The 25,502-nt window shown below is 42.5% G+C and carries 16 protein-coding genes and 1 CRISPR repeat array; of the genes, 3 read left to right on the top strand and 13 right to left on the bottom strand.

Going from position 1 to position 25,502, the window contains the following annotated elements; all coding sequences use genetic code 11:
* Position 1: 1 nt before the first annotated feature.
* The gene (locus MTCT_RS04945; protein ID WP_048175670.1) at positions 2–667 is read right to left on the bottom strand and encodes a phosphoglycolate phosphatase; all 666 of its coding nucleotides are present in this window, start codon (positions 665–667) and stop codon (positions 2–4) included.
* A gap of 8 nt (positions 668–675) precedes the next feature.
* Positions 676–1,722, bottom strand: a complete 1,047-nt coding sequence (gene hypD, locus MTCT_RS04950) for a hydrogenase formation protein HypD (RefSeq protein ID WP_048175671.1) — start codon at positions 1,720–1,722, stop codon at positions 676–678.
* A gap of 95 nt (positions 1,723–1,817) precedes the next feature.
* Between hypD and MTCT_RS04955 the strand changes: the two genes are divergently transcribed.
* The gene (locus MTCT_RS04955) at positions 1,818–2,759 is read left to right on the top strand and encodes a calcium/sodium antiporter (RefSeq protein WP_231855264.1); all 942 of its coding nucleotides are present in this window, start codon (positions 1,818–1,820) and stop codon (positions 2,757–2,759) included.
* 123 nt (positions 2,760–2,882) lie between these two features.
* Here MTCT_RS04955 and MTCT_RS04960 read toward each other — a convergent pair whose 3' ends face one another.
* A complete protein-coding gene (locus MTCT_RS04960; RefSeq protein ID WP_048175673.1) occupies positions 2,883–7,373 on the bottom strand; it encodes a CARDB domain-containing protein in 4,491 nt (1,496 codons plus the stop codon).
* Between the two features lie 213 nt (positions 7,374–7,586).
* Between MTCT_RS04960 and MTCT_RS04965 the strand changes: the two genes are divergently transcribed.
* A complete protein-coding gene (locus tag MTCT_RS04965) occupies positions 7,587–8,234 on the top strand; it encodes a class I SAM-dependent methyltransferase (RefSeq protein WP_231855265.1) in 648 nt (215 codons plus the stop codon).
* Between the two features lie 122 nt (positions 8,235–8,356).
* A CRISPR array of direct repeats spans positions 8,357–13,437; the repeat unit is 30 nt; unit sequence ATTTCCATACTATTCAGTCTATTTTAAAGC.
* 105 nt (positions 13,438–13,542) lie between these two features.
* Here the strand turns inward: MTCT_RS04965 and cas2 are convergent.
* From cas2 to MTCT_RS05015, 10 genes are all read right to left on the bottom strand, one after another.
* Positions 13,543–13,806, bottom strand: coding sequence for a CRISPR-associated endonuclease Cas2 (cas2, locus tag MTCT_RS04970; protein ID WP_048175675.1), 264 nt, complete (start codon positions 13,804–13,806; stop codon positions 13,543–13,545).
* Positions 13,807–13,850: 44 nt separating this feature from the next.
* Positions 13,851–14,822, bottom strand: coding sequence for a type I-B CRISPR-associated endonuclease Cas1b (gene cas1b / locus MTCT_RS04975; protein ID WP_048175676.1), 972 nt, complete (start codon positions 14,820–14,822; stop codon positions 13,851–13,853).
* Between the two features lie 11 nt (positions 14,823–14,833).
* A complete protein-coding gene (gene cas4 / locus MTCT_RS04980; protein WP_048175677.1) occupies positions 14,834–15,322 on the bottom strand; it encodes a CRISPR-associated protein Cas4 in 489 nt (162 codons plus the stop codon).
* Positions 15,323–15,336: 14 nt separating this feature from the next.
* Entirely contained in the window at positions 15,337–17,751 is a 2,415-nt protein-coding gene (locus MTCT_RS04985; protein WP_048175678.1) for a CRISPR-associated helicase/endonuclease Cas3, read from the bottom strand.
* A 34-nt stretch (positions 17,752–17,785) separates the two neighbouring features.
* Positions 17,786–18,484: a CRISPR-associated protein Cas5 gene (gene cas5, locus MTCT_RS04990; protein ID WP_052457356.1), complete on the bottom strand. Its 699-nt coding sequence runs from the start codon at positions 18,482–18,484 to the stop codon at positions 17,786–17,788.
* Between the two features lie 11 nt (positions 18,485–18,495).
* Positions 18,496–19,407, bottom strand: coding sequence for a type I-B CRISPR-associated protein Cas7/Cst2/DevR (gene cas7i, locus MTCT_RS04995; protein WP_048175679.1), 912 nt, complete (start codon positions 19,405–19,407; stop codon positions 18,496–18,498).
* A 1-nt stretch (position 19,408) separates the two neighbouring features.
* Positions 19,409–21,076 (bottom strand): hypothetical protein, encoded by a 1,668-nt coding sequence (locus MTCT_RS05000; protein WP_048175680.1) that lies wholly within the window; start codon positions 21,074–21,076, stop codon positions 19,409–19,411.
* Entirely contained in the window at positions 21,073–21,786 is a 714-nt protein-coding gene (gene cas6, locus MTCT_RS05005; protein WP_048175681.1) for a CRISPR-associated endoribonuclease Cas6, read from the bottom strand. The genes MTCT_RS05000 and cas6 overlap by 4 nt, the downstream gene beginning before the upstream one ends.
* 421 nt (positions 21,787–22,207) lie before the next feature.
* Positions 22,208–22,972 (bottom strand): ABC transporter permease, encoded by a 765-nt coding sequence (locus MTCT_RS05010; protein ID WP_048175682.1) that lies wholly within the window; start codon positions 22,970–22,972, stop codon positions 22,208–22,210.
* A gap of 47 nt (positions 22,973–23,019) precedes the next feature.
* A complete protein-coding gene (locus MTCT_RS05015) occupies positions 23,020–23,958 on the bottom strand; it encodes an ATP-binding cassette domain-containing protein (RefSeq protein ID WP_048175683.1) in 939 nt (312 codons plus the stop codon).
* Between the two features lie 113 nt (positions 23,959–24,071).
* Here MTCT_RS05015 and kaiC point away from each other — a divergent pair, with 113 nt between their 5' ends.
* Positions 24,072–25,490 carry a circadian clock protein KaiC gene (kaiC, locus tag MTCT_RS05020; RefSeq protein ID WP_231855266.1) on the top strand — a complete coding sequence of 473 codons (1,419 nt, stop codon included), beginning with the start codon at positions 24,072–24,074 and terminating at the stop codon, positions 25,488–25,490.
* Positions 25,491–25,502 lie beyond the last annotated feature (12 nt).

Genomic DNA, 25,502 nt, shown 5'->3' on the forward strand with positions numbered 1-25,502 from the left:
CTCACCACCCCATGAATCTCCTGACCGCCTCTGCAACCCCTTCTCCATGGGCTGCGGAGGTCACATAATCTGCCATCTCCCGCAGTTCAGGGTCTGCATTTGCAACCGCAACCCTGAATCCAGCAGCCTCAATGAATTCCCGGTCATTTTCACTGTCACCTATGGCCATGACATCCTCCATTCCTATCCCCATGGATTCAAGCAGGATCTCCAGGGATGAACCCTTATTCACTGAGGGGTCTGTCAGGTGTATGGCAAAGCCGGTATCATAGACCTCAACATCAAAATCCCTGAGCGCCTCCCTGACAGTATCTGCAGGTACATCCCTGGTCAGTGCTATCTCCGACACCCTGAGGTCAGAGAACTGGACCTTCCGGACAGGGTAAATCCCTTTGAGGTGACTGTAGGCCATCTCAGCCTTACTTATATCACCCAGGACCCTCACCTCATCATTGATGTGCAGCACACCGCCATTTTCAGCCACAACCCCTCCGCTGGCCCCTATCAGGACCGATGTTGTCATTGCAAAGCAGAGGATGTTACCGGTAACCATTATAACAGGCACCCCTGCCTCCTCGGCACCCCTGAGGGCCTTCACAGCCTCCAGAGACAACCTCCTTTTTTTGTCGGTTATTGTGCCGTCGATGTCAACTGCAATGGCCCTCATCCTGACACCTAGAATGAGCTGTACCGGTAGGCTATGTTACAGGTGCCCTCCCTTGACACCATGCATGCCCCGATGGGACTGGTGGGGGTGCACTCATTCTTGAAGAGTTTGCACTCCTCTGGCCTTGCAACACCCCTCAATACAGCACCGCAGATGCATCCCGCCGGTGTATCAACCGTATCTTCAACCTCTATATCGAATTTCTCCCGAGCATTGAATTCAGAGAACTCATCCCTTATCTCATAGACTGATTCGGGTATGACCGGGAATCCCCTCCACTCCCTCTCGGTTACCTGGAAGACCTCATCCATCACCTTCTGGGCCTTGAGGTTACCCTCGGGTTTCACGGCCCTCTTATACTCGTTCTCAACCTTTGCCTCCCCCCTATCGATCTGTCGGAGTATCATGTAGACCGCCATGAGTATATCCAGGGGGTTGAAGCCCGCTATGACCTGGGGTATGTTGTAGTCCCTTGAGAAGGGCTCATAGGGTTTCATGCCGATTATGGTTGACACGTGACCTGGTTCTATTAGGGCGTTGAGGTTCACCTCACCTGACTCTATGAGAAACCTGAGGGCGGGTGGTATGAGCCTGTGGCATGAAAGAACCGAGAAGTTCTCAGGTGGTCCTGAGAGTATCTCCGAGGCTGTTGTTGGCGCCGTGGTCTCAAATCCCGCTGCCATGAATACGACTTCCCGGTCAAGTTTCCTTGCTATCTCCACTGCGTTGCCCACACCGTAGACTATCCTGACATCCGCACCGTCCGCCCTGGCATCCGCGAGGGATCCCCTGGAGCCCGGTACCCGGAGCATGTCACCGAAGGTTGTTATGGTGACACCCTGCCTTGCAAGTTCAATGCACTCGTCTATTTCCCTTGCCGGGACACAGCAGACCGGACAGCCAGGACCAGCGACCACCTCCACCTCCTCAGGAAGGAGGGACCTTACACCATGCTGCATTATTGTGTGCTCATGTGACCCGCATACATGCATTATCTTAACTGGACGTGATATCTCCTGTATCCTTGAAACCAGTTCCCTTGAAAGATTCTTCATAAGACCACCATTACACTTAAAGATCTATTTATCACGATCATATATATATGGAGGAGGCCAAAGGATTATGTTTTATGAGGGATAGAAGTTTAAACATGTCAGTTATCATCCTCCTCTTCCTCTTCACTGTCTCACTGATTGGCGTTATAAAGTCGGCCGACATATTCGTGGATCGGATCGTTGATATCGGTAGGGCACTGGGGATATCCCAGATAATACTGGGGGTGACAGTCGCCGCTGCAGGGACCTCCCTTCCCGAATTTGGATCGGCACTGATATCCGTCCTCACAGGAAACCCTGATCTTGGTGTGGGTGTTGTTATAGGATCAAATATATGGAACATAGCCGGCATCATAGGCATATCAGCCATCCTTTCATGTGCGGTTACAACAAACCAGGATGAGATCCGGAGGGATGGTCTTTTCGGGCTTCTGAGCATACTCATCCTCACATTCTTCATGCTCATGGGCCCGGTTGGACCCCTGACTGGTGTTGTGCTCCTTGCACTCTACGGTGTTTACCTCTGGGTCCTCATAAAAAAACAGAGGGGCTACTATACTAGCCACCTCATGGATCATGGCGAGGTTGATGCTAAAACCATAATCTACGCCATCCTGGGATTCACTGGTCTTGTGGTGTTCTGCAGAATACTCGTATACAGTGCCGTTGGGATCGCCGAGATCCTGAATGTTCCTGAGATGATAATCGGTCTTTTTGCCCTCGCAATAGGCACAAGCCTCGCTGAACTGGTCGTTGCTGTTAACTCTGCAATGAAGCGTATGTGCAGCCTATCCCTTGGAACCGTCCTGGGGAGCAACATATTCAACATCCTGATAGGCATCGGGGTTCCATCACTCTTTGTTAAGATCCCTGTTGAGCCCCTATCCCTCATTCTTGACGCTCCAGTGCTCATGGGGGTGACAGTGGCCGTCATGTACTTCATGTGGACTGATATGGAGCTCAGGAGGGTTGAGGGAGTTGCACTTATAACAATTTACCTGGCATACGCTGTACTTAGAATAACACTTACACGGTAGGTTTAATGTGCTCTTTAAGATGCACTTAGAATAGCACTTACACAGTAGATGGACATCAGTTTACACTGAAAAAACTTAAAAACCGCTCAATATACCAAAATAAAAAAATGACGGGAAATTTTTTTATCTTCTCCTTGCTATGGCTGAACCTGCAGCTAGAAGCAGCAGGCCTGCCATGAGTGCAGCTACCGGAGCACCCGTTGGCTGCATCGGTACCTTGCCAGGTGAAGGTCCTGGACCTGGTGTGGGTTCTGTGACCTCGATATCGACCTCTGTCGTGTTGTTGCCGCCTGATGAGCCTGAGCTCACCGTTGCCACGTTGATGAATGTGCCACGCCTTATCATCTGGACCACTATTTCAAGGACTGCGCTTGAACCTGATGGCAGGTCTCCTATCAGCCATACGCCGGTTACCGGATTGTATGATCCCACAGTGGCGCTGGATGATACGTACCTCATTGAATCTGGTAGCCTGTCAACCACTGTTGTGTTGAGTGCAGTATCAGGTCCATTGTTTGTCACCGTTACTGTGAATTTCACGTTCTGTCCGAGGCGTACAGCCCTCCTATCAGCCGTCTTGGTGATGGTGAGCTCTGCCCGTGGGTTGACTGTGAAAGTGGCGTTAGCATCCCTATCAGGGTTCGGATTGTACGTATCAGACGTGACATTGGCAATATTGGTCAAGGTAGTGTTACTCACAACAACCCTGGCAACAATCTCCAGAGTCGCCACAGCATCCCTCACCAGTGAACCAACAAGCCACACACCAGTACGCGATTTCCGGACTTTTTTTAGGAAAATACAAGCTACCAGTGAACCAACAAGCCACACACCAGTACCCACATCATAGGTTCCCTGTGAAGCACTATGACTCACGTAGTCAAGACCAGCAGGTAACACGTCATTAACAACAACACCCACTGAATCATCAGGACCCATATTGGTAACTGAAACCACGAACCTCACAGTATCATTGAAGTCAACCACCGTCTCATTAACCACCTTATCTATCACAAGATAAGCAGCCGGTGGGATGGTCACTGTGACGTTTGCAGTGTTGTTTTCAGAGTATGGATCGAACTGATCCCCAACTGCCTGAACCCTGTTTATCAGTTCACCTGTGGTGTTCACAAGGACCGTGAAGTTGAGGGTTGCTGATGCACCGTTTGCAAGGTCTCCAACTATCCAGATGCATGCAAGGGGATAGCAGATACCCTGTGAAATTGCATGTGACTGGTGGACAAGGCCCTCTGGAAGCATTTCTGTTACCGTGACCCCTGTTGCATCGTCAGGTCCATTGTTCGTAACCGTCACAAAGAAGGTTATCTGCTCACCGAAGTTCGGTGTGCTGTTTGACACCGTCTTTGTGATTGATATATCTGATGATGGGTTCACGGTGAGTAGAGCAGTTGCATTGTTGTTTGAGAGCAGAGGGTCGTACTCCTCGGCTGATGCATTCACGTAATTCGTGAATATACCTGCGGCATTTGCAATTACCTCAAGCACCAGGGTTGCTGATGTGCCATTTGCAAGGTCTCCAACAGTCCAGAGCCCGCCTGCGAAGGTTCCCTGTGAGGCGCTGTAACTGAGCAATCCGAGTCCTGGTGGTAGTATATCCGTTACAGCGACACCTGTTGCATCGTTCGGTCCGTTGTTGGTGACAGTGACCGTGAAGTTTGTTATCTGTCCATTGTTGATTGGTGTCAGGAGGACCGTCTTCTGTACCGCGATATCAGCCACGGCCTCCGCATTTAATAGCCCAGCAGCATAGTTGTTGGTCAGGTCAGGGTCATACTCGGTGCTCGTGACTGAGACCGTGTTTATCATTCCACCTGTGTCATTGACAAGCACGGTGATGTTCAGTGTCTCTGATGCACCGGGTGCCAGTGAATCAACAGTCCATACATTGAATTCCACGAAGTAGATACCCGCGGATGCATCGTGGGACTGGTAGACGAGGCCTGATGGTATTGTATCAACGGTCCTCACAACCGTGGCAGTGTCCGGTCCAAGGTTCGTTACCGTTATGTAGAATACCACGGTGTCACCGAAGTCTGGTGCTGTGTTGCTGACGGTCTTCGTGATCTTAACATCCGCGCTTGGCCTCACATCGACTGTAACCGCATCAACGTTGTCTCCGGGTAGTGGATCTGGAAGCTCTGATGATACGTTGACTATGTTTGTCTGGAAGCCTGCCTGGGTTGCCCTTACAAGTAGTGTGAGGGTTGCCTGGAACAGGGCCGGTAGTGAGCCAACCTCCCAGACGCCAGTTGTTGTGTTGAAGGATCCCTGTGTAACCGTGTATGATATGATTGAGAGTCCTGCAGGCAGGAGATCTGAGACCACGACATTTGATGGTGTGTCTGGACCCGCATTCCTCACGATCACCGTGAAGGTGGCGGTTTCCCCGTTATTTATAACAGGTCTGTCAACGGTCTTCTGGATGCTAAGGTCTGCTGATACTGCGTTAAGGGTTGATACCGCATCATTGTTGGTCCTGTCAGGGTCGCGCTCATTACCGGTGACTGATACTGTGTTATTTGAATCACCTGTTGTGTTCACAAGGACTGTGAGGTTCATCAGGGCTGATGCCGCATAATTCAGTGCTCCGATGTACCATACACCGGTTGTGGCATTGTAGGTTCCCTGTGTGACACTGTGACTGAGGTAGACAAGGCCCGGTGAGAGTATATCTGTGACGGTTACACCTGTGGCGTTGCTCGGTCCGAGGTTTGTGACAGCAACCGTGAAGGTCACAACGGATCCATAGTCTGGTCGCGGGTCGCTCACTTGTTTCACTATACGCAGGTCAGCCACCGGGATTCCCACCACCTCGGCGGTGTCATTGTTGTTATCCGGGTTGGGATCAAAGTTTGGTGATGTGATATTTGCAAAGTTTGTCAGTGATCCAGTTGCGTTGACCCTGGCTATTATTGTGAGTGTTGCTATTTCAAGGTAGTTCAGTGCCCCCACATTCCATGTGCCCATGTAGTAGGAGCCCTTGGATGGTGTCGCACTGATGAGTATCAGTCCAGCCGGCAGAACATCCTCCACCACAACTCCTGCTGCGTTATCAGGTCCCCTGTTGCTCACAGTGATTGTGTACTGGATATTTTCACCCACATAGGGTTCCGGATTGTTAACAGACTTGTCTATGGTGAGGTCTGATGCCTGTGGAGAATTCAGGGTTGCTGATGCGTAGTTGTTTGCCATATCTGGGTCGAAGACGTCACCTGTTACGTTGGCGTTGTTGACAACTGGTCCTGTTGCTGTGACCGTGGCTGTGATGTTCAGTGTTACTGTCTCGAAGTATTCAAGGTTTCCTATTGTCCATATACCTGTGGTGCTGTTGTAGGTTCCCCTGGATGCACTTGCTGATACGAAGCTCAGCTGTGGTGGTAGAAGATCCGTTACATAAACGCCGGTGGCATTGTTTGGGCCGTAGTTCACCACGGTGATTGTGAATCTGACCGTGTCACCGAGGTTGGGTGCTGTGTTGTTGACTGTTTTTGCAATTGCAAGGTCGGCCCTCTCAAGTGCCCTGATGGTGATGTTCTCACCGAAGTCTGAGTTGTAGTGGTAGCTTGAACCGCTCCTGTCTGTTATGAGACCGAAGAGCCTGGTCACCCCTGCGCCGGTAACGTTGAACAGCCAGACAGATACAAAGTTTGTCTGACCCGGTGCGTCAAGGCGTACATTGTTGCTGGTGTTTGGTCCGTAGGTCACCGTTACGTTGATGGGCTGGATAATTGCCGGGTTGTAGTTGGTTAGTGGAAGGTTAACGATATCATATCCGGCTGATGCCGTTGTTGATACGACTGTGACTGCAATCACGTCTCCAATGGCCGGTGCCGGGTTACTCACACTTATGGATACCACGTCATTACGGTTCTGTGAGACAAGTTTCTCAACATAGAGTGTTCCGTTTATGGTGTCAGCGGAACCCGTGTTCGTCCCGCCCACCGTCACCGTATAATTCCTGGACGTCAGGTAGGCAAGTGAATTCCTTGATACCTCCACAAGGTAGAAGACATCCACCGTTGCACCCGGTGCTATATCACCCAGGTACTTGCTGGCTGTTTCATTGGCCGCAAGGTAGACGTAGGGATTGGTTGAAGTGAATGTGAGGTTGGCTGTTACATTAGTTGCGGTGGTCAGGGCATCGTTCCTGACACGTATCTGGATGAGATACTGGTTGGGGCCGACATTCACATTATTATGGTCAAGCCCTATGATGTCCCATGAACCCTTGGTCAAGTTCAGGGTTCCGAGCCTGAAATCGGCAGTGGCTCTTCCTGACTCATCAAGAGTCACCGTCTTTGAAGGTACCACATGCCCCGGTGCAAGAGCTGAGACAACAAATGTCCGGTCAGGTGACTGGAAACTCACAGAGTAACTTCCATCAGAACCCGTTACCCCTGATGCTACAGTAGAGCCATCCATGGAGGCCACATTTATAAATGCGCCCTCAAATGGATCTGTACCGTTACACTGAGTAACAGTCCCTGTTATGAGTGCATTAGAATCAGTCTGATTATCAGAGTCTGCGGCACTTACGGTTCCCACTGCAAGAACCAGAAGAAGAAGCGAAAGTGCCAGTGTAAATCTCTTCATTTTTCACCCCCCTTTCAATTTTTTTACACGTTTATCTATTCTGTTCATGGAGATATTTATAATCTTCTAATAATTCCCGGAAAGACAAAAAATTGAGGTATAGGCAGTAAAAACCTGTCAGAATTGTATGATCTTGCAGATGACATATACATCAGATGGTCAATATATGGCCATATCGAATGGAATTTATAGATGGCCATACAATCAAACTGTATGAAGGCTGTGGTTTTCATTGGGAGGGGGCTCAGGGAATACATTGATATGTTCAACCTGGACCCCTTAGAACTCAAGGGGACGAGGATCCTTGACTGTGCTGCTGGTGTGAGTTCATTCAGGAGCGAAATGCATGACCGGGGATTCAATGTAACTGCACTGGACCCCCTGTACAGGAGGACACCCGATGAAATTAAAAAAATGGCATATGAAAGTTTCAGGAGATACACTACGAACCACAGAGACTTTTTAAGGGATTTAAAGGTGGATGGAAAACCTGTTGAAGATTACAGGAGGATGGTACTCAGCAGGTTCCTGGATGACTATAAAAGGAACCCCTCATGGTACATAGCCGGCGAACTCCCGGATCTTCCCTTTGAAGATGGAGAATTTGACATGGTTGTATCTGCAAATTTCCTTTTCCTGTATGAGGACCTGCTGGACTACAGTTTCCATGCTGAATCTGTGAGGGAGATGCTCAGGATCGGGAAAGAGGTTAGAATATTTCCTGTGTACAATATACACAGAAGAAAACGTTCTGTACACCTCAAACCGTTGATGGATGAATTTAATGATTATGACATGAAGATAAGGAAGGTTAAGTACCATGAGGAGACCGGCTGTAATGAAATGTTAATCATAAAATAAGATCGGGGTCAACCGGTTCTATTATTCGTTATAGCATTAATATTACGAAGTATAATGTCGGGGCTTCCATATTATTAAGGTAAATAACATGACACAATCTTTCTTGTAACCTTTTTAAGTTGATTCCAATACTAAATTTAGTCTATTAAAGCTGGTTATCAGTTGCAATCTATATAGTTCACGACTGAATTTCCATACTACCATACTATTCAGTCTATTTTAAAGCAAGATATACAGCTAGCTGCACTCTTACCTGATATAGGATTTCCATACTATTCAGTCTATTTTAAAGCAAAAAGTTCCTTTATCCCAATCAGCCTTAGTATCAAATTTCCATACTATTCAGTCTATTTTAAAGCAAAAAGTTCCTTTATCCCAATCAGCCTTAGTATCAAATTTCCATACTATTCAGTCTATTTTAAAGCAACGTATCTATCACGGTGTCAATAGACTCATCACTATATTTCCATACTATTCAGTCTATTTTAAAGCTTTTGGTGGCTATGAAGAGCCTATGATTACGATATTTCCATACTATTCAGTCTATTTTAAAGCACTCGCAGCACTCTACATACAGAAATACGAGATAGATTTCCATACTATTCAGTCTATTTTAAAGCGATGATGACCTACTCGTCCTGGCACCACGTGATCATGGATTTCCATACTATTCAGTCTATTTTAAAGCATATGTTTCATCTTTGTTGTGAGAGTGAATGGCTGTGATTTCCATACTATTCAGTCTATTTTAAAGCGTGGCTAAGGGAGGTTTACATAAAGAACCTCGCTTTAGATATTTCCATACTATTCAGTCTATTTTAAAGCACAGCAAAACTGAAGCTGTGAGTAGAGTAGCATACGAGATTTCCATACTATTCAGTCTATTTTAAAGCCACTCAACGCGGAATGGGAATCTGGGACTGATAAGGCATTTCCATACTATTCAGTCTATTTTAAAGCACATTGGGGGTCCAGTGAGAGAGGCCCTCTCCAAGGTATTTCCATACTATTCAGTCTATTTTAAAGCAAGCAGCTCTCCTCGGTGTGAAGAGGAGTGGTGAGGATGCATTTCCATACTATTCAGTCTATTTTAAAGCTCAGTATCTCATATGATATGTTAGAAAACTCTCTGAGATTTCCATACTATTCAGTCTATTTTAAAGCCCTTCATCATATACCACATCTACTTCGTTATATGTATATTTCCATACTATTCAGTCTATTTTAAAGCTAAGAAATATAAATAATTTTTATATTTATTATAAAAAAATTTCCATACTATTCAGTCTATTTTAAAGCTTCCAGTTCCTACATTCATTCTTTTTTTGATAATATCATTTCCATACTATTCAGTCTATTTTAAAGCCCAACTCTAAACCCGCTATATCCACATCTGAGCCCAGAATTTCCATACTATTCAGTCTATTTTAAAGCAGGAGGGGTCTTGTATTTTCTTGGTGGGCGTCAAGAAATTTCCATACTATTCAGTCTATTTTAAAGCAATATTGAACCCATATATCCCTGTGAACCCCTTCCAATTTCCATACTATTCAGTCTATTTTAAAGCTTCATCCTCCTTCAGGCCCTTGAGGATTTGCAGGTCTTATTTCCATACTATTCAGTCTATTTTAAAGCCCGCGTCCATCTCAGCCTTAAAGTCCAAGTAGTACTATTTCCATACTATTCAGTCTATTTTAAAGCATCCATGTTCATGCCGTATGCACCGTCCACAATCCTATTTCCATACTATTCAGTCTATTTTAAAGCCCTTTCCTATACATCATACTATCTCCCTCCGTTTGCTTATTTCCATACTATTCAGTCTATTTTAAAGCAGAAGGAACTGAGTTTCAGGGAATATGCGGCTGAAAAATTTCCATACTATTCAGTCTATTTTAAAGCACCAGAGACAAACAAACAAACATATGCACATAGAAACAATTTCCATACTATTCAGTCTATTTTAAAGCTTTGTTTTTTTGTTCTTGTCATGTTTTATAGCATTTATTTCCATACTATTCAGTCTATTTTAAAGCCTTTTTTTTATTTGTTCTTTTTCCTGGTTTTATGATATTTCCATACTATTCAGTCTATTTTAAAGCATTTTATCACCTACCGAAGATTCATCATATAATTTAATTTCCATACTATTCAGTCTATTTTAAAGCGATTTCTGTATAGATGAACTTGAGGATTTATACTTCAAATTTCCATACTATTCAGTCTATTTTAAAGCTGATCCAGACCCGCTGAATTTTGGGAGAGGACTGGGAATTTCCATACTATTCAGTCTATTTTAAAGCCCTTGGCTCCGTAAACCGATTTGTATGAGACCTCCTATTTCCATACTATTCAGTCTATTTTAAAGCCTCATATAATCCACATCAACCATTGTAATATACCCATATTTCCATACTATTCAGTCTATTTTAAAGCGATTAGATTCAAGTTGCAGATGGCGTCAACTGACACATTTCCATACTATTCAGTCTATTTTAAAGCGTGGCCGCATGCAGGGCAATAATCAACCCATTCCATAATTTCCATACTATTCAGTCTATTTTAAAGCCCACGCCACATTTCGCGATTTATCCAAATAGGGATACTGATTTCCATACTATTCAGTCTATTTTAAAGCTTTAACTTTACTAATCGACGGTGGTTCATCATCTCCACATTTCCATACTATTCAGTCTATTTTAAAGCCTGTATTGTTATTTTTTTGTGTTTGACATTACAAATTTATTTCCATACTATTCAGTCTATTTTAAAGCGATTAGATTCAAGTTGCAGATGGCGTCAACTGACACATTTCCATACTATTCAGTCTATTTTAAAGCGTGGCCGCATGCAGGGCAATAATCAACCCATTCCATAATTTCCATACTATTCAGTCTATTTTAAAGCCCACGCCACATTTCGCGATTTATCCAAATAGGGATACTGATTTCCATACTATTCAGTCTATTTTAAAGCTTTAACTTTACTAATCGACGGTGGTTCATCATCTCCACATTTCCATACTATTCAGTCTATTTTAAAGCCTGTATTGTTATTTTTTTGTGTTTGACATTACAAATTTATTTCCATACTATTCAGTCTATTTTAAAGCTAAATTGAATGGTCGTAAACCGGTATATGTTAATGTATTTCCATACTATTCAGTCTATTTTAAAGCGCGTTTTTTGCCACTAAATCACCCATTACATATAGATATTTCCATACTATTCAGTCTATTTTAAAGCAAGCGGATATCTGCGGGAGACTCCATAGCACCACAGGCCATTTCCATACTATTCAGTCTATTTTAAAGCCGGCTTCTATGTCGTCGATCGCGACCCATACATCCTGACATTTCCATACTATTCAGTCTATTTTAAAGCAAATAGGTGATAAATATGGTTAAAATAAATAATATTGAAAATTTCCATACTATTCAGTCTATTTTAAAGCTCGACAGGCTCTTCGAAGACCTATACGATCTTGTGAATTTCCATACTATTCAGTCTATTTTAAAGCGCAACATCATTACATTGCATGAGTATAACAAAGTCGTATTTCCATACTATTCAGTCTATTTTAAAGCCATGCCCTGCAACATCACAGGGGCCGCCCCATGCCCTGATTTCCATACTATTCAGTCTATTTTAAAGCTCTTCCCAAATTGCTTCCGCCTCTGCAAGGCACCTCTATTTCCATACTATTCAGTCTATTTTAAAGCAGAAGGACGAGGTAAGGATTGAGCCCAAGTGGAAGAATTTCCATACTATTCAGTCTATTTTAAAGCAAATAAATCTAATAGAAAATACAAATTATATAGAATATATTTCCATACTATTCAGTCTATTTTAAAGCATCACTCCACCGGGCAACCCAAAACCCATAGAGACTAATTTCCATACTATTCAGTCTATTTTAAAGCAAAGGAGGGTTTGAAACCACCATCCTGCAGGTTCCTCCGATTTCCATACTATTCAGTCTATTTTAAAGCACCCACACTTCCTTCGCTATTATCTTCCAGATATCAATTTCCATACTATTCAGTCTATTTTAAAGCCGATGCACCGGATAAGGAAATAAAACCTGCCAGGCCCAATTTCCATACTATTCAGTCTATTTTAAAGCTCTTGCTGTCGCCAATCAGTTCCGATTGGCAATATAGCCTAATTTCCATACTATTCAGTCTATTTTAAAGCTCCCCGGGCTCAACATCCTGTGAGGTTTCAAGGTCTCATTTCCATACTATTCAGTCTATTTTAAAGCGATCAGAGGCCTCCCTCTTCCGATCTGCTGAGTCCAGATTTCCATACTATTCAGTCTATTTTAAAGCAAGGTCGATAAAGTCCTCTATATTCTCTTCACTTATATATTTCCATACTATTCAGTCTATTTTAAAGCACTTAAACCGTAAAATATATATATGTGTCTCTCTAAAATTTCCATACTATTCAGTCTATTTTAAAGCAATAGCACTCTTACCCATCATCTGTGAAGCCACGAAGATTTCCATACTATTCAGTCTATTTTAAAGCTCGCGTATGATGGGACGCGATGATTACTGAAGAATGAAATTTCCATACTATTCAGTCTATTTTAAAGCTCCAGTTCCCATATTCATTTTTTTTCGTCAATATCGAATTTCCATACTATTCAGTCTATTTTAAAGCAATTAGTACTCTGCAAGCTCTCTTCTTATGTTCCCGTATTTCCATACTATTCAGTCTATTTTAAAGCCTAATGTGCATGTAACACGACTCGAACACCTCATAAAATTTCCATACTATTCAGTCTATTTTAAAGCGGGTGTGCCAGGCCCCGCTGAGGGCGTCGACCTGGTATTTCCATACTATTCAGTCTATTTTAAAGCCTACTATGCCTATCAATCTACTGCATCGAAGAAACAAATTTCCATACTATTCAGTCTATTTTAAAGCCCACATCACCAGTCCTAAGTTCAGTCTTCGAAAAACCAATTTCCATACTATTCAGTCTATTTTAAAGCAATAGGCTTCCTCCTAGCCATACTCCTCAAAACAATCATTTCCATACTATTCAGTCTATTTTAAAGCCATGGGAAGAAGCTATTGATTTGTTTATCGAAAAAAAATTTCCATACTATTCAGTCTATTTTAAAGCCAGCCCCTTCTTCTTATTCACACCCACAAGGTACACAATTTCCATACTATTCAGTCTATTTTAAAGCCGAGCCGATTATTTTGTTTTTAGGCTAAATACTTGCTGAAAATGCTTTGTTTTAACATGCTTATAAGTCTGCCTATAATGATGACTCTTATTTATAAAGGCTGACTTAAATTATAAACCCAATACTGTTCTTTTCAATTCCAAGGACATGCGAAGAAACATATTTTTTACTGGGAAATTCATAAATCATCACAGAATCACATGTATCATCTATCAATTCACTGAGTCCTGTTTTTATCTCACCAAACTGCGCTTTACTTACTTCTCCTTCAAAAACTGAGTTCTGTCTCCAATGAAGATACATTTTCAAAAATTTATGAACCTTGTTAACTCTTTTGACATCAACGTCGTAAACCACCAGGAGGTACACTTAATCACCTGCTAAAAAAATGCTTAAAATAATAAATTACAGTTTTACCACCATGCCCTGAAACTCTCATATTTCTGATCGCCCAGAAAGTGTTTTATTAATTTATAGGACTCCAGCCTCATCAGATACTTATAGGATACCTTTCTTTTGAGTTTAGGGTGCTTTATAGTCGTATCAAGCTTAGCCTGATATTCTTTGAGGAAAATTTGTTTACCCCTGTCTTTAAGCATTACACCGACATCTCTATCAAAGTCCTTCTCTGAAATCATGTTATTATTTACTAGTTTAAATATTACTCTACCAACTATTAGAGGCTTAAAGATATCTGCTATATCCAGGGCAAGTGAAAACCTCCTTTCGGCAGGTTCATGCAGAAAGCTAATAGATGGATGGAGATAGGTGTGATATATCTCAGATAATGCGGATACGTATAATAATGAATTACCAAAGGATAAAAGGGCATTTAATTCTGTCGTTGGCGGTCTTATTTCACGTTTATCCATTTTAAACCTTTTAAGGATCTTATTAAAGCTCTGATAATAAGAATTCCACATGCGACCCTCATTACTCATTATCTGCGCAACATTCCCTTCCACGACCTCTTTCTCTATCATCTCAATATATTCGCTAACATCCTTCCCTCTTTTTTTGTAATACTTCATTGCTTTGAGTAGGTTATGTTTAATACCGAGAACCATCTCCCTCGCGATTTCTGATCTTTTCGTTGGGTCCAGGTAATGTTCCGCCTGTTTTACCACCACAAGACCGGAGTTAAGCTGTACGCGAGGGTATAAAGACCCTTCATAATACCCGTATTTATTGAAAAAATTAACTGGGATGCCCTTTTTCATCAATATAGATGATGCCCCTGATTTAATTGAAACTTTACCATAGCAGTTTATCTCGTTTATGCGGTTTATTGGAAGAGGTTTCTTAATGTCTTTGTTGATAAAATATAATGTATTTCCCTGACGGGACAGTATCCCATGAGAAGTTATATACAAAGGGTCCTTCATTGAATCACCTGTTAGATCATGCAGAACTCATAATAACTACATCTACGACAGTAACGTTTAGAAACGGGTTTAGGGGGATATTTCATTTTAACAACATTTTTTATGCTTTCAACAATTTTCTCGATTTCCGACTCCAATTCAGGCGTTAAGTGGAGTTCTTCCCTTTTCTTTTCAGTAGGGTACACAAGCACTCCTTTCACGTTTTTTCCTGTGAATTTCCTTATATACCATAAATAATAATAAAGCTGATACCTGACAGGCTCTTCAAGGCTGCTTGACTTTTTTATTTCAAAAATAGTCAGATTTTTCTTATTCATGAAATCTATAGAAATTTCGCCGAAGTTTATGCTTTTCTTTTCTCGCGAGAAAGTTTTTTCATGGAGGAGCCTCCCCATCTGTATGTCTTCGTTATCATAGTTCATGTTTATCTGGTTCGCAAAGAACCATAATTCTCGCTTACAGGCCACATAATACTGAACCATGACACCAGTTACTTTCATGAAATCACTTTAAACTATATAATGTTCCAGTCATCCGCATCAACAACTTCAAAGCCGCATTCATAGCTATAGACCCCATGAATAAGGTAGAACATTTTCATATCATCCACCTTCCCTTCACGTAGCATCTTAAGAAATAGCCATTTGTAAATCCCCACAGTATTTTCAAACTTATCAGGATCTTCTTCATCGAAGAATGCAGCAGGAACTACATCAATTTTTTCAAATCTCTCATCAACATCCCTAATTGAGAGTAAACGTGAAACTTCTTCCATATTCTCAGTCTTAAAGCGAATGGTGTAAGGACCTCTTTTGTTGATGATTTCATCGTACTTATTGTAGCCTTTTTCGAGTTTTTTGTTAAAAGAAAGGTTAATTGACTCTATTTCAAGGAGGGATGTGTAGAGATTAAAGACCATTTCACTCATTTCACCCAGGGACGGCTCCCCATCCTCTATTATGTTCTTCGAACACTCTATCACCTCTCTCCCATAGGGATAGACCCATCGACCATTTCCATTTTCGGCTTCTATACAGGTTTCTATGTAAACCTCCCCTTTTTTATGTGGATCTTTAGATCTATTTATCCTACCCAATCTCTGAGTTATCGCATCTATTGGTGCTATTTCTGTGAAAAGTACATCAAAGTCTATGTCCAGGGAAATTTCAACCACCTGAGTCGCTACAACAACCAGTCCCCTGTTTTTCCATTTTTCTTTAAGCTCAATTTCACTTTCTTTTTGTTTTCTATGGGCCTTTGTGAATTGAGAATGATAGAGAATTAGGTTAGAATCCCTGTCAAAAGAATCGCTTGTTTTGAAGCTTCCGGACTCTTCCAGTGCCCTATAAACCTCTTTTGCTTTGTTAACAGTGTTAAGGACAACAAGCACCTTTTTATTATTATTGAATTTATTTATTATGCTATCTATTTTATCAAGGATAGAAGAATTTTCGACCTTCAATGAAAAGGGTCTGTGCTCAAAAAGGCCCTCCTCAGTTATCATATTATAGTCCAGATCCTCTAAGAGAATATTCTCAACATTCACAGGGAAGGTTGCGCTCATTATCGCGAATTTACAGCCCCTATTATTAAGTTCACACAATATTCTTTTTAGAACACCCATCATTTGCCAATCATAGGAATGGACCTCATCAACAATTAAGAGACAGTTTTCTACATTCAATTGGGAGAGGGGCCACTTATAAACATTGAAAAAGCTCAAAAGAAATGAGTCAAGTGTAGAAACCGTTATAGGCTTTGAAAAGGTTTTGTTAATTATTTTTTCCTTCCAAATCTTTTCCTGATCGTCATTATATTCTTCTGCAAGTATAATAGAAGATGATCCGTGCAATATACCCACTTTATCTTTTCCAAAATAGTCTTTAAGACGTTTATACATTGAATTGCTAGTCACCTGTGTGGGCATAGTGTATATTATTTTAGTATGCCTGTTCTTCAGATTATTTAAGGCCCATAAGAGGGCTGCTTCCGTTTTACCCTCGCCCGTGGGTATTTTTATAAAAATGTTGTCTGAACTTTTAGAAGAGACCTCCTGGAATCTCTTTAAGCCATGAAATTCATGACCTCTTAAATCTGCTCTGGATCTTATTTTATCGATAAGTTCATCCTTAGAAATTAATTCTGCATCAAGTTCATAGGATCCACTTGAAAACCAGTCTGCTCTAATTAAGTTTCCTGTGATGAAGCCATATATCTCCTTTACTTCTTTCTTTTTCGAAGGAGTGGCTTGGCTGAGCATAGTGTTCAGGTTATCAATGATTCCTTCTCCCCATGATGACCAGGAAAATGTGTCCCTCAATAGGTTGTATGGCTTTTTGGACGGCAGCTCAAATTTGAATTCGTAGGGGCATGGTCTATTAAAAAATTCTTTATAATATCTTTTATATTCTTTAGCAAATTTTAATGTCTCCTTAAAAAAGGTGGGTGGTTCCAGCTCCGCAAATCTTTCATCTGAATAAATATCATCGTGAAGAAGTGTATGATGTGTGAGTATCGAAAGCGTAATGTAGTCAACATCTCCAATTTTAGGCATTTCAAGGTTATAAGTAAAGTAAACAGAGTACAAGGGGTGGTATGACTTCTGTTTCTTCAAAATTTTATCATTATAGAATTCAAGGGTTCCCTTTCCTATATCATGAAAAAACACTGCAAAAAATAATACATCTAAGAGTAGCTGTTTTTCGATTTTGTGTCGCTTTGCAAATGAATCAAAGGTCTCTGTATTTTCATTGAGAAATTTCCTTAATGATTCTAAAGCCCCCCTCGTATGTCCTTCAAGGGTGAATGATTTTTCATCATTGGTCTTCGCTATAAGATTCTCCTCAAAAAAAGAAGAATCTATGTCATATAATTCCTCAAATCTGGCTCTATGATCGCTGACAAAATCTTTTAAGTCCAACATTGGCATCATGGAACACCTTTACTTGAGTGAAAAGCCTAGATCACAGGAACTCTATGTTATACTGGTGCTCTTCGTCAATGTAAAGATCTTTATTTCTGCTCATTTCACATGAAAGACCTGCAAACTCTACTATCTGAGCAAATTTAGTGGGTTTTCTTGGGGTTACATTATTATTAAAGTTGAGATTGACTGAAATCACTCTGGGCGGGAATAAATTAGAGACTTTTGTTGCCAGTGGCTGATACCTGAACTTCATGCCCTCTTCCAAGGTAAATACGCTGTGTACGGTGCTTTCCTCCCTTGATTCCATGGTAATTTTTTGCGGCTCTCTTATGATCACCATCTCATCATCCATACCAAGAGATGGAACTCTTGAAGGATACTTAAGAGATCTCATCACATCATCGAGAAGATGGGAGTCCTGTGTTAACACATAGATTAAAAATTTGCCCATGTAGATCCTTTCACGTTGAAGTATGTCCCTACCAGCTCCAGAAGACTTCCATTTTTTAAAGGTCCATGCGTCATTGAAAATGGAATTTATATGAAGGGGGACTATTCCAATCCCTAATTTATCAAGAAGGGTGTAATAGTCCCTCTCATTTTTGCCCATGATGTTTGTGAGCATGCCTACGACCTGGGTCTTCGTCGGGGCAAGGTATGTAAGCTGATGAACCGATGTCTGGGGTATCCTGAAAGAATTAATAAGACCCTCAACAATGAATCGCACTGCATCCATTTTAACACCAGTTACAACCAACCTTTTATATTATCCAGAGCTTTGTTAACGGATGTCACAGTTTCCTTAAACTCGGACCTAATCTCCTCTTCATTAGTGAATATGCCTGATCTTATGCCTATACTGTATTCCTCTATTATGTCATCAAATTCATCAAGAATCTCTTTAACGGGGTCAATGTCAATACCGCCTTCTTCGTTTACTCTGAGAGAATTCAGGAAGATGGGTGTGCCTGCTTTCTGTTTTGTGACAACTACAAATTTCGGGGTTAGGTCATCCAGGAGCCTTGCCTTTTTTGCTCCTCCATCAATACTTTTAAGTGCATTTACCAGATATTCCACCCTTCTTCTCCTTTCTTCTGGGTCAATGACATGCTCAATATCATAACTAAGTTCATCGACAATAGATCCAATTACATCCATATCTATTACAATTGTCCCCTTCATGAAGTTGAAGGTGTTTATTTCAACTTTGACAAGATCTCCGCCTTCCTGACCTTCTTTTTTTCGGGTTAGTAGATCGCTATCTCCATTCCATGGGAATATACTCACGAGAGGGGAGACCTTTACTGGTGACCACCTTCTAAGAGCCATTGAGCCAGACCTTTTAACTGCTTCCATGAATCCTAATAGATCCAGATCTGGATGATTTTCAAGTATATTCTTGTATCTTTCCTTATTTTCCTCTTCGGCCTCTATTATATACTCTCCCTTATTATCCAGTTTGGTCAGTTTCATTCCAAGCTGATTCATCGTCTCTTTAAGGTAATATCTTAGTGCTTGCCCTGAAACGTATGGGTAGTAGTCCCCTTTATTGTCCTGAACTTTCTTAAGGACAACCATATTGCCAGGGTTTTCACTGCTGTTGAGGTTATCTATATTAACCTTTGTTATGTATCCTATATTTGCAAATGTCCTGCTCATTCTAATTTCCTCCTTTGTTTTTGGCGTACTTGGCTGAGAGGTACTTCTGTATAGCATAAATTGCCAGATAATTTCTTATTAAAGCCACTCTGTTCTCCTTTGCATCCATAAGAATCTCTTGAATTAAATCACTGTACTTTTTGTCCCCTGCTTGGGAATTCCAGACAGCTCCCGCATCTTCTTTCAATATTTCGTATTCAAGGTTCTTAAAGAACTCAGTGAGCCTCTCAAAGTTTCCTATTTCTCTAATGGAATATAAAATATCCTTTTTATCGTATTGGGCTGCAAAATACCCGATCCTGTCTCCAACGAGTTGGCACTTATTATGCAATTCTTTCATGTCAGACATTCCAGTTACCTCCAGATATTCTGTAAGAAATTTATAGATAAGGAGAGGGTTAATGCCAGAAGGATTATCCTGTGAGAGATTATAAAAAGAAAGGTCGGTAATAACAGGGTCTATGGGGAGACCCAGTAATATTCTTCTCGAGATCTCTTCTCTTGGTAAGTTCTTGATTTGAGGTTTACTTATATTCTTATAATAGGAATAATTCATCAGTAGATTTAAAAAAGGAGTGCCTGATTTGTTTCTTAAATTTTTAATCCTGTCAAAGAATTCTGATATATACGAAAACTTGTTGTAAATCTTTAAATCATCCACTCCACGGGATGTGACAACAAAGTAGTCTATGGACAGATAAGCAAGTTCATCTCTGTCAATTATTTTTCTCTTAATTTTTTGGATTAAGAGGAGCAATCTTGAATAAGGACCACTTGTAACAAAATCCCCTTTTTTTAAAAAATTAGTCTTTCTTGAAGATTCCTCAAGGTAATCCTCTGGAATAATCAGCATCTTCTTTATATTATACAAGAATGTGAGTGAGGGTGCTGATATGATGAACACGTTATTGTCCACGAAATAATTATTTAATAAACCATATCTATAAATGAGGTCACACATGAAACAGGCCGTTATATCCTTTTTTAATCTTAAATCTCTAAATGATGGCTTTGGATCCCCCGTACCGAAATCAAATATCAGATTGGTAGATTTTATTGAAAAAGATCCTTTTTTGTTCTTATCATCTATGTACTTTGAATACTTACTTCCACAGAAGAAGCATTTATCCCCTGCCTGGATTTTTTTTATTTTTGATGAAATTGATTCTCCAAGTTTTTTTGGTTCAAGGTATATCATTACATTACTACCTTTTTTACCATACTGAAGATCACCACTTACCTTTCCATCAAAGCTGTTTTTAGCCTCAGCTTCCTCCTTTTTTAGAGCTTCAAGTTTTTTTTCGGTTACCTGCATCCTAGGTAAAAGATCTTTTGTGCGTTCAGACCTCTGTAAATATGGTTTAACATTAAGTTTTGGTGCTATAATGACTCTATCCTTTACTGGATCGTAGTAAGGTCTGTTATTGTTGGTTTCCTCAAACGCCTTGGAATAATAAATACTCCTTAAGATGAAATAGGTCTCTTTCAATTCTGTGAATGATCCATGAAATGTGATCTTATTATCCGAGAGCTCAAATTTAGAATCCCCATATTTCACAGTGTAATCATCAATATTTTCAAATCTCTCATCTCTCCTAAGATCAAAAAAGATATTCACAAGACCATTATCGTAAAGGAAATCCCTCTTACCAAAGCTTATTGTAATCATCTTACACCCTCCAAAGTATTTAACATTCCAAAACCCAGTGAATTTTTCTCACCAATGCCACAATCCAATAAAAACCTGTAAAACCTTTTGTTATCCATATTAAACTTTTCAAGGTTCTTCCATAGCGTTCCTATGACAATAAACACTTTATCTGCCCTTTTAAGCCTTACAGCAACCTCTCGAGAGTATTGTAGCCGGTCAAAAATGTTTCCATCAAAGTGATAGTCATCATCATAAAATGCATTGTATTTCTTCAAAGCATTTTCTTTCACTCTCTCCATGAAAAAAGACAATTCATGTGAGTTCTTCATTGAAAAATATATATTTTTTCTATTTTTTTCATATAGGACTACGGGCGTGCTTGTTATAAATTGCCTTCCCATCTTTGGTTTGAAAAGGCTCACTGATTCCAGATGAATGGGAATCTTTCCCAGGTAATAGGAGTCCTTTTTCTTAATCTCCTTTTCAATCGTCTTCAGGAGCCTGATTGCCGGTGAAGAAATTATTAAATTTTTGGTTTCATCCTTTTCAAAATCACTAACAGGAAAGATATTCGAAAAACAGAAATATTTGAAGCCTTTTATGTCGTGGTAACTTTCAAATTCAGGACTTCTCTTTAAAAAAGAGTAAATAAAGCCCTGAATAGTATAATTATTGATTGAAGAGTATTCAAAATCTTCTTTTGGCTTAAATTTGATAAGAAGCCTCATCTTTAATCCCTTGAATTTTTCTAGATATATTCTGGAAGATCTACTAATTGTATGGAATACGCTACATGTCAATGATTTATGTTTACATTATGGTATATAAATTTATCTATTTTTGTTTAGGTAATATCTGTAACCCATATCTGCATTCCATCTTATGAAAATGGGCACTGCAGTGTATCCCCTAATTCATCTTCATGATTAACTTGGACCCGCTGGATGATATGCATGCTTTACTATGTAAGGGTCCTCCATGCCATGCTCCCCTTAAAGTGAGGGCATGGTGTAGGATTTTGAGGTTCTGGTTCCCCACTGCAGCACATATCCTGAACTGTCCCAATTGAAACCATCGACCTCAGGGGCATCCAGATGAGTTTGCAGGGGAACCCATATTCTCCTTCATTCCTCCAGACTCAATGAGGGCCTACATGATGTTCTGTTCCTTCCTGTTGAAGAGGAAGGCTGCGATGAGCACCGTTACCACAGCAAAGATGGTTATGACCACCATGTTAACGCCCAGGGGTAGAACTGATTCCCTGAGTATCGTGAATCGAAGGGCGTCAACTGCATATGTGAGGGGGTTAATGTACACGGCACCCTGAAGCCAGGCCGGGAGCCCGGTTATGGGGAACAGGGCCCCGCTGAGGAGGAATATGGGGAGTACTATGAAGCTCATTATGAGGTTGAATCCCTCCATGCTGTCTGTGAATGCGGCTATAACCAGTCCGAGGCCCCCGAGGCCCATGGAGATTATGAGGGCTATCACCATGCTCACAATGAAACACTGGGGTGACATGGTAATCCCGACTATGAAGGATAGTGCCAGGAGTATGGCTGCCTGTATCATTGAGGCAGTGCTTATCCCCAGTGCCTTACCAACCACCATTGACTCCCTGGATATGGGCGCCACGAGTATCTCCTTCAGGAAACCGTACTGTCTGTCGATTATCACCGAGACCCCTGAGAATATGCTGGTGAAGAGCACTGTCTGGCCTATGATCCCAGGATAGATGAATGCCTTGTATCCCCCCGGGACCCCGCCGAATCTGACCGCGGCCCCCAGCCCTGTCCCGAATATTATGAGCCAGAGGAGGGGGGTGACTATTGATGTGACTATCCGGGATCTGTACCGGAAGAATCTCTTCATTTCACGGAGCCATATCGTGTATATACCCTCAATTTCAGCCATTCCAATCACGCCTCCAAACAGAAACACAGGAAACCATCAGGACCCGGTCACGCCTCAGTTATACCCCTGCCTGTGTACTTTATGAATACATCCTCAAGTGTGGGGTGTTCGAGTTCCACGGCCCTCACATAGTAGCTGTTCCTTGCTGCAAGGTTAACTATCTCCGGGACCAGGTTCTCTCCCCGTTCAACCAGTATTTTAACCTCATCATCCATGAGGTAGGCCTCCTTGACATAGTCCTGCCTCTGGAGGAGTTCATAGAATTCAGGTGCCCGGTCAACCCTGACCGTTATGGTGTCTGCTCCAAGCTCCCTTTTGAGGTTCCCTGGACTGTCGGCCTTTATGATCTCGCCGTGGCTCATTATGGCAACCTCATCGCAGAGCTTATCGGCCTCCTCCATGTAATGGGTTGTCAGCAGCACTGTGACGTCCTCCTCCCGGTTGAGTTTCTCTATGTACCTCCATATGCTCTCCCTTGTCTGTGGGTCGAGTCCAAGGGTTGGTTCGTCGAGGAAGAGGACCCTTGGATGGTGTATGAGTCCACGGCCTATTTCCAGCCTCCTCTTCATCCCCCCGGAGTAGGTCTTCACGTACTCGTCTGCCTTGTCTCCGAGGGCTATGAGATCCAGGACCTCCTCTATCCTTTTATCCCTTATATCCCTGGGTACACCGTAGAGGGCGGCGTGCATCTCCAGGTGCTCCCTGCCTGTGAGTATATCATCCAGGGCCCTTGACTGGAAGACTATCCCAATGGATTCCCGGACCTTCCTTGCATCCTTCACTATGTCATACCCGTTGACGGTGCCCCTGCCCCCGGTGGGGCGGAGTATGGTGCAGAGCATGGATATCAGTGTCGTTTTACCGGCCCCGTTTGGTCCCAGGACGCCGTATATTGATTCCTCAGGGACCTTCAGGTTCACTCCCTTAACCGCCAGGAAGTCATCATACCTCTTCCTTATATCCTCTGTCTCGATTATGTAATCCATTTAAACACTCCCGGCCCTTCAGTATTATTCGCTTATTTTTTATGGTGGCTGGTATAATAATATTATCATGGGAGTATAACCTGCGCTGCACTGAACTCTCATGTGGTTAGGAGGTGTTTCTTCTGGTCTTTGAGAATATTGAGAAGGCCCCCACCGGTGTAAGGGGCCTTGATATGATTACTGAGGGGGGTTTTCCAAGGGGCCGTAACACCCTGATATACGGGGGCCCCGGGACCGGTAAGACCTTCATTGCAATGGAGTTTCTCCTGAAGGGTGCCTCGGTCTATGGAGAGCCCGGTGTCATGGTTAGCTTCGATGAACCCGCAGCAAACCTTATTGAAAACTTCAGATCATCAGACAGACTCCTTGAGAGGCTCCTCAATGATGGTTCACTCTTCATTGAGGATGTTTCCTGTGGCATGGACCCTGAGATTGGATCCTACAGCCTGGAGGCCCTGAAGCTGAGGATCGAGGACAGCATAAGGAAGACCGGTGCCAGGAGGGTTGTCCTTGATAAGGTTGATAACCTCTTTGATGGCACCAAAAAACCCGGTCTGATAAGGTCTGAACTCCATGAACTCATAGGGTGGCTGAACGGTATGGGGGTTACCAGCGTATTCACCTCAGGGGATTCGGGGGGTTCCCCTACCCATGGGCTTGAGGAGTACATCTCTGACTGTGTCATACACCTCACCCACACCTTTGAGGGGCAGGTGGGGACAAGGCACCTCCGGGTGGTGAAGTACCGTGGCTCCGGTCACGGCCTCAACCGGTACCCCTTCCTCATAAACAGGAGGGGGGTCTCCATATTCCCGATCACGTCCCTCACCCTTGATTACAGTGTGAGCAGGGAACTTGTATCCACAGGGATACCGGACCTGGATGATATGCTGGGCGGGGGCGTGTACAGGGGATCGTCTGTGCTCATATCCGGGACCACAGGGGCCGGTAAGACCAGCCTCCTCTCAAAGTTTGCCTGTGAATCCTGCAGGAGGGGTGAGAGGTGCCTCTTCTTTGCCAACGAGGAGCCCGCTGACCAGATAGTCCGCAACATGAAGTCCATCGGCATCGATCTTGGTGAGTTCCTGGGTGAGAACCTCCTCATACACTCTGATCGTCCAACATCCCTTGGACTTGAAGCCCACCTCACATCAATGCAGGACCTTGTCATGGACTTCAGACCCGATGCTGTGCTGGTTGACCCTGTCACGGCACTGGCAGGGGCTGGTAGCCCTGAAAACCGGGCCGAGAATTCAAAGAACCTGTTCATAAGGTTCACTGATTTCCTTAAAAGCAGGGGCATCACCTCAATATTCACATACCTTATAAGTTCACCCTTCACTGCAACAACCACCGAACTCAAACTGTCCTCACTCATAGACACCTGGATAGTCCTTGAACATGTGAGGACAAACGGGGAGTACCGGAGGCTCCTCCGGATACTCAAAAGCAGGGGCATGAACCATTCAAGCAGTATCGCGGAGCTCAGATTCACCGACAGGGGCATACTCCTCAAGGGGGGTTCCTGGTGAAGCATGGGGGTG

Source organism: Methanothermobacter sp. CaT2 (genome assembly GCF_000828575.1).
Lineage (GTDB): Archaea > Methanobacteriota > Methanobacteria > Methanobacteriales > Methanothermobacteraceae > Methanothermobacter.

What these genes read in the sequence shown, in the direction of transcription:
- MTCT_RS04945 (WP_048175670.1), bottom strand. Translation starts at nt 667, where the DNA reads ATGAGGGCCATTGCAGTTGACATCGACGGCACAATAACCGACAAAAAA.
- hypD (WP_048175671.1), bottom strand. Translation starts at nt 1,722, where the DNA reads ATGAAGAATCTTTCAAGGGAACTGGTTTCAAGGATACAGGAGATATCA.
- MTCT_RS04955 (WP_231855264.1), top strand. Translation starts at nt 1,818, where the DNA reads ATGTCAGTTATCATCCTCCTCTTCCTCTTCACTGTCTCACTGATTGGC.
- MTCT_RS04960 (WP_048175673.1), bottom strand. Translation starts at nt 7,373, where the DNA reads ATGAAGAGATTTACACTGGCACTTTCGCTTCTTCTTCTGGTTCTTGCA.
- MTCT_RS04965 (WP_231855265.1), top strand. Translation starts at nt 7,587, where the DNA reads ATGAAGGCTGTGGTTTTCATTGGGAGGGGGCTCAGGGAATACATTGAT.
- cas1b (WP_048175676.1), bottom strand. Translation starts at nt 14,822, where the DNA reads ATGAAGGACCCTTTGTATATAACTTCTCATGGGATACTGTCCCGTCAG.
- cas4 (WP_048175677.1), bottom strand. Translation starts at nt 15,322, where the DNA reads ATGAAAGTAACTGGTGTCATGGTTCAGTATTATGTGGCCTGTAAGCGA.
- MTCT_RS04985 (WP_048175678.1), bottom strand. Translation starts at nt 17,751, where the DNA reads ATGCCAATGTTGGACTTAAAAGATTTTGTCAGCGATCATAGAGCCAGA.
- cas5 (WP_052457356.1), bottom strand. Translation starts at nt 18,484, where the DNA reads ATGGATGCAGTGCGATTCATTGTTGAGGGTCTTATTAATTCTTTCAGG.
- cas7i (WP_048175679.1), bottom strand. Translation starts at nt 19,407, where the DNA reads ATGAGCAGGACATTTGCAAATATAGGATACATAACAAAGGTTAATATA.
- MTCT_RS05000 (WP_048175680.1), bottom strand. Translation starts at nt 21,076, where the DNA reads ATGATTACAATAAGCTTTGGTAAGAGGGATTTCCTTTACGATAATGGT.
- cas6 (WP_048175681.1), bottom strand. Translation starts at nt 21,786, where the DNA reads ATGAGGCTTCTTATCAAATTTAAGCCAAAAGAAGATTTTGAATACTCT.
- MTCT_RS05010 (WP_048175682.1), bottom strand. Translation starts at nt 22,972, where the DNA reads ATGGCTGAAATTGAGGGTATATACACGATATGGCTCCGTGAAATGAAG.
- MTCT_RS05015 (WP_048175683.1), bottom strand. Translation starts at nt 23,958, where the DNA reads ATGGATTACATAATCGAGACAGAGGATATAAGGAAGAGGTATGATGAC.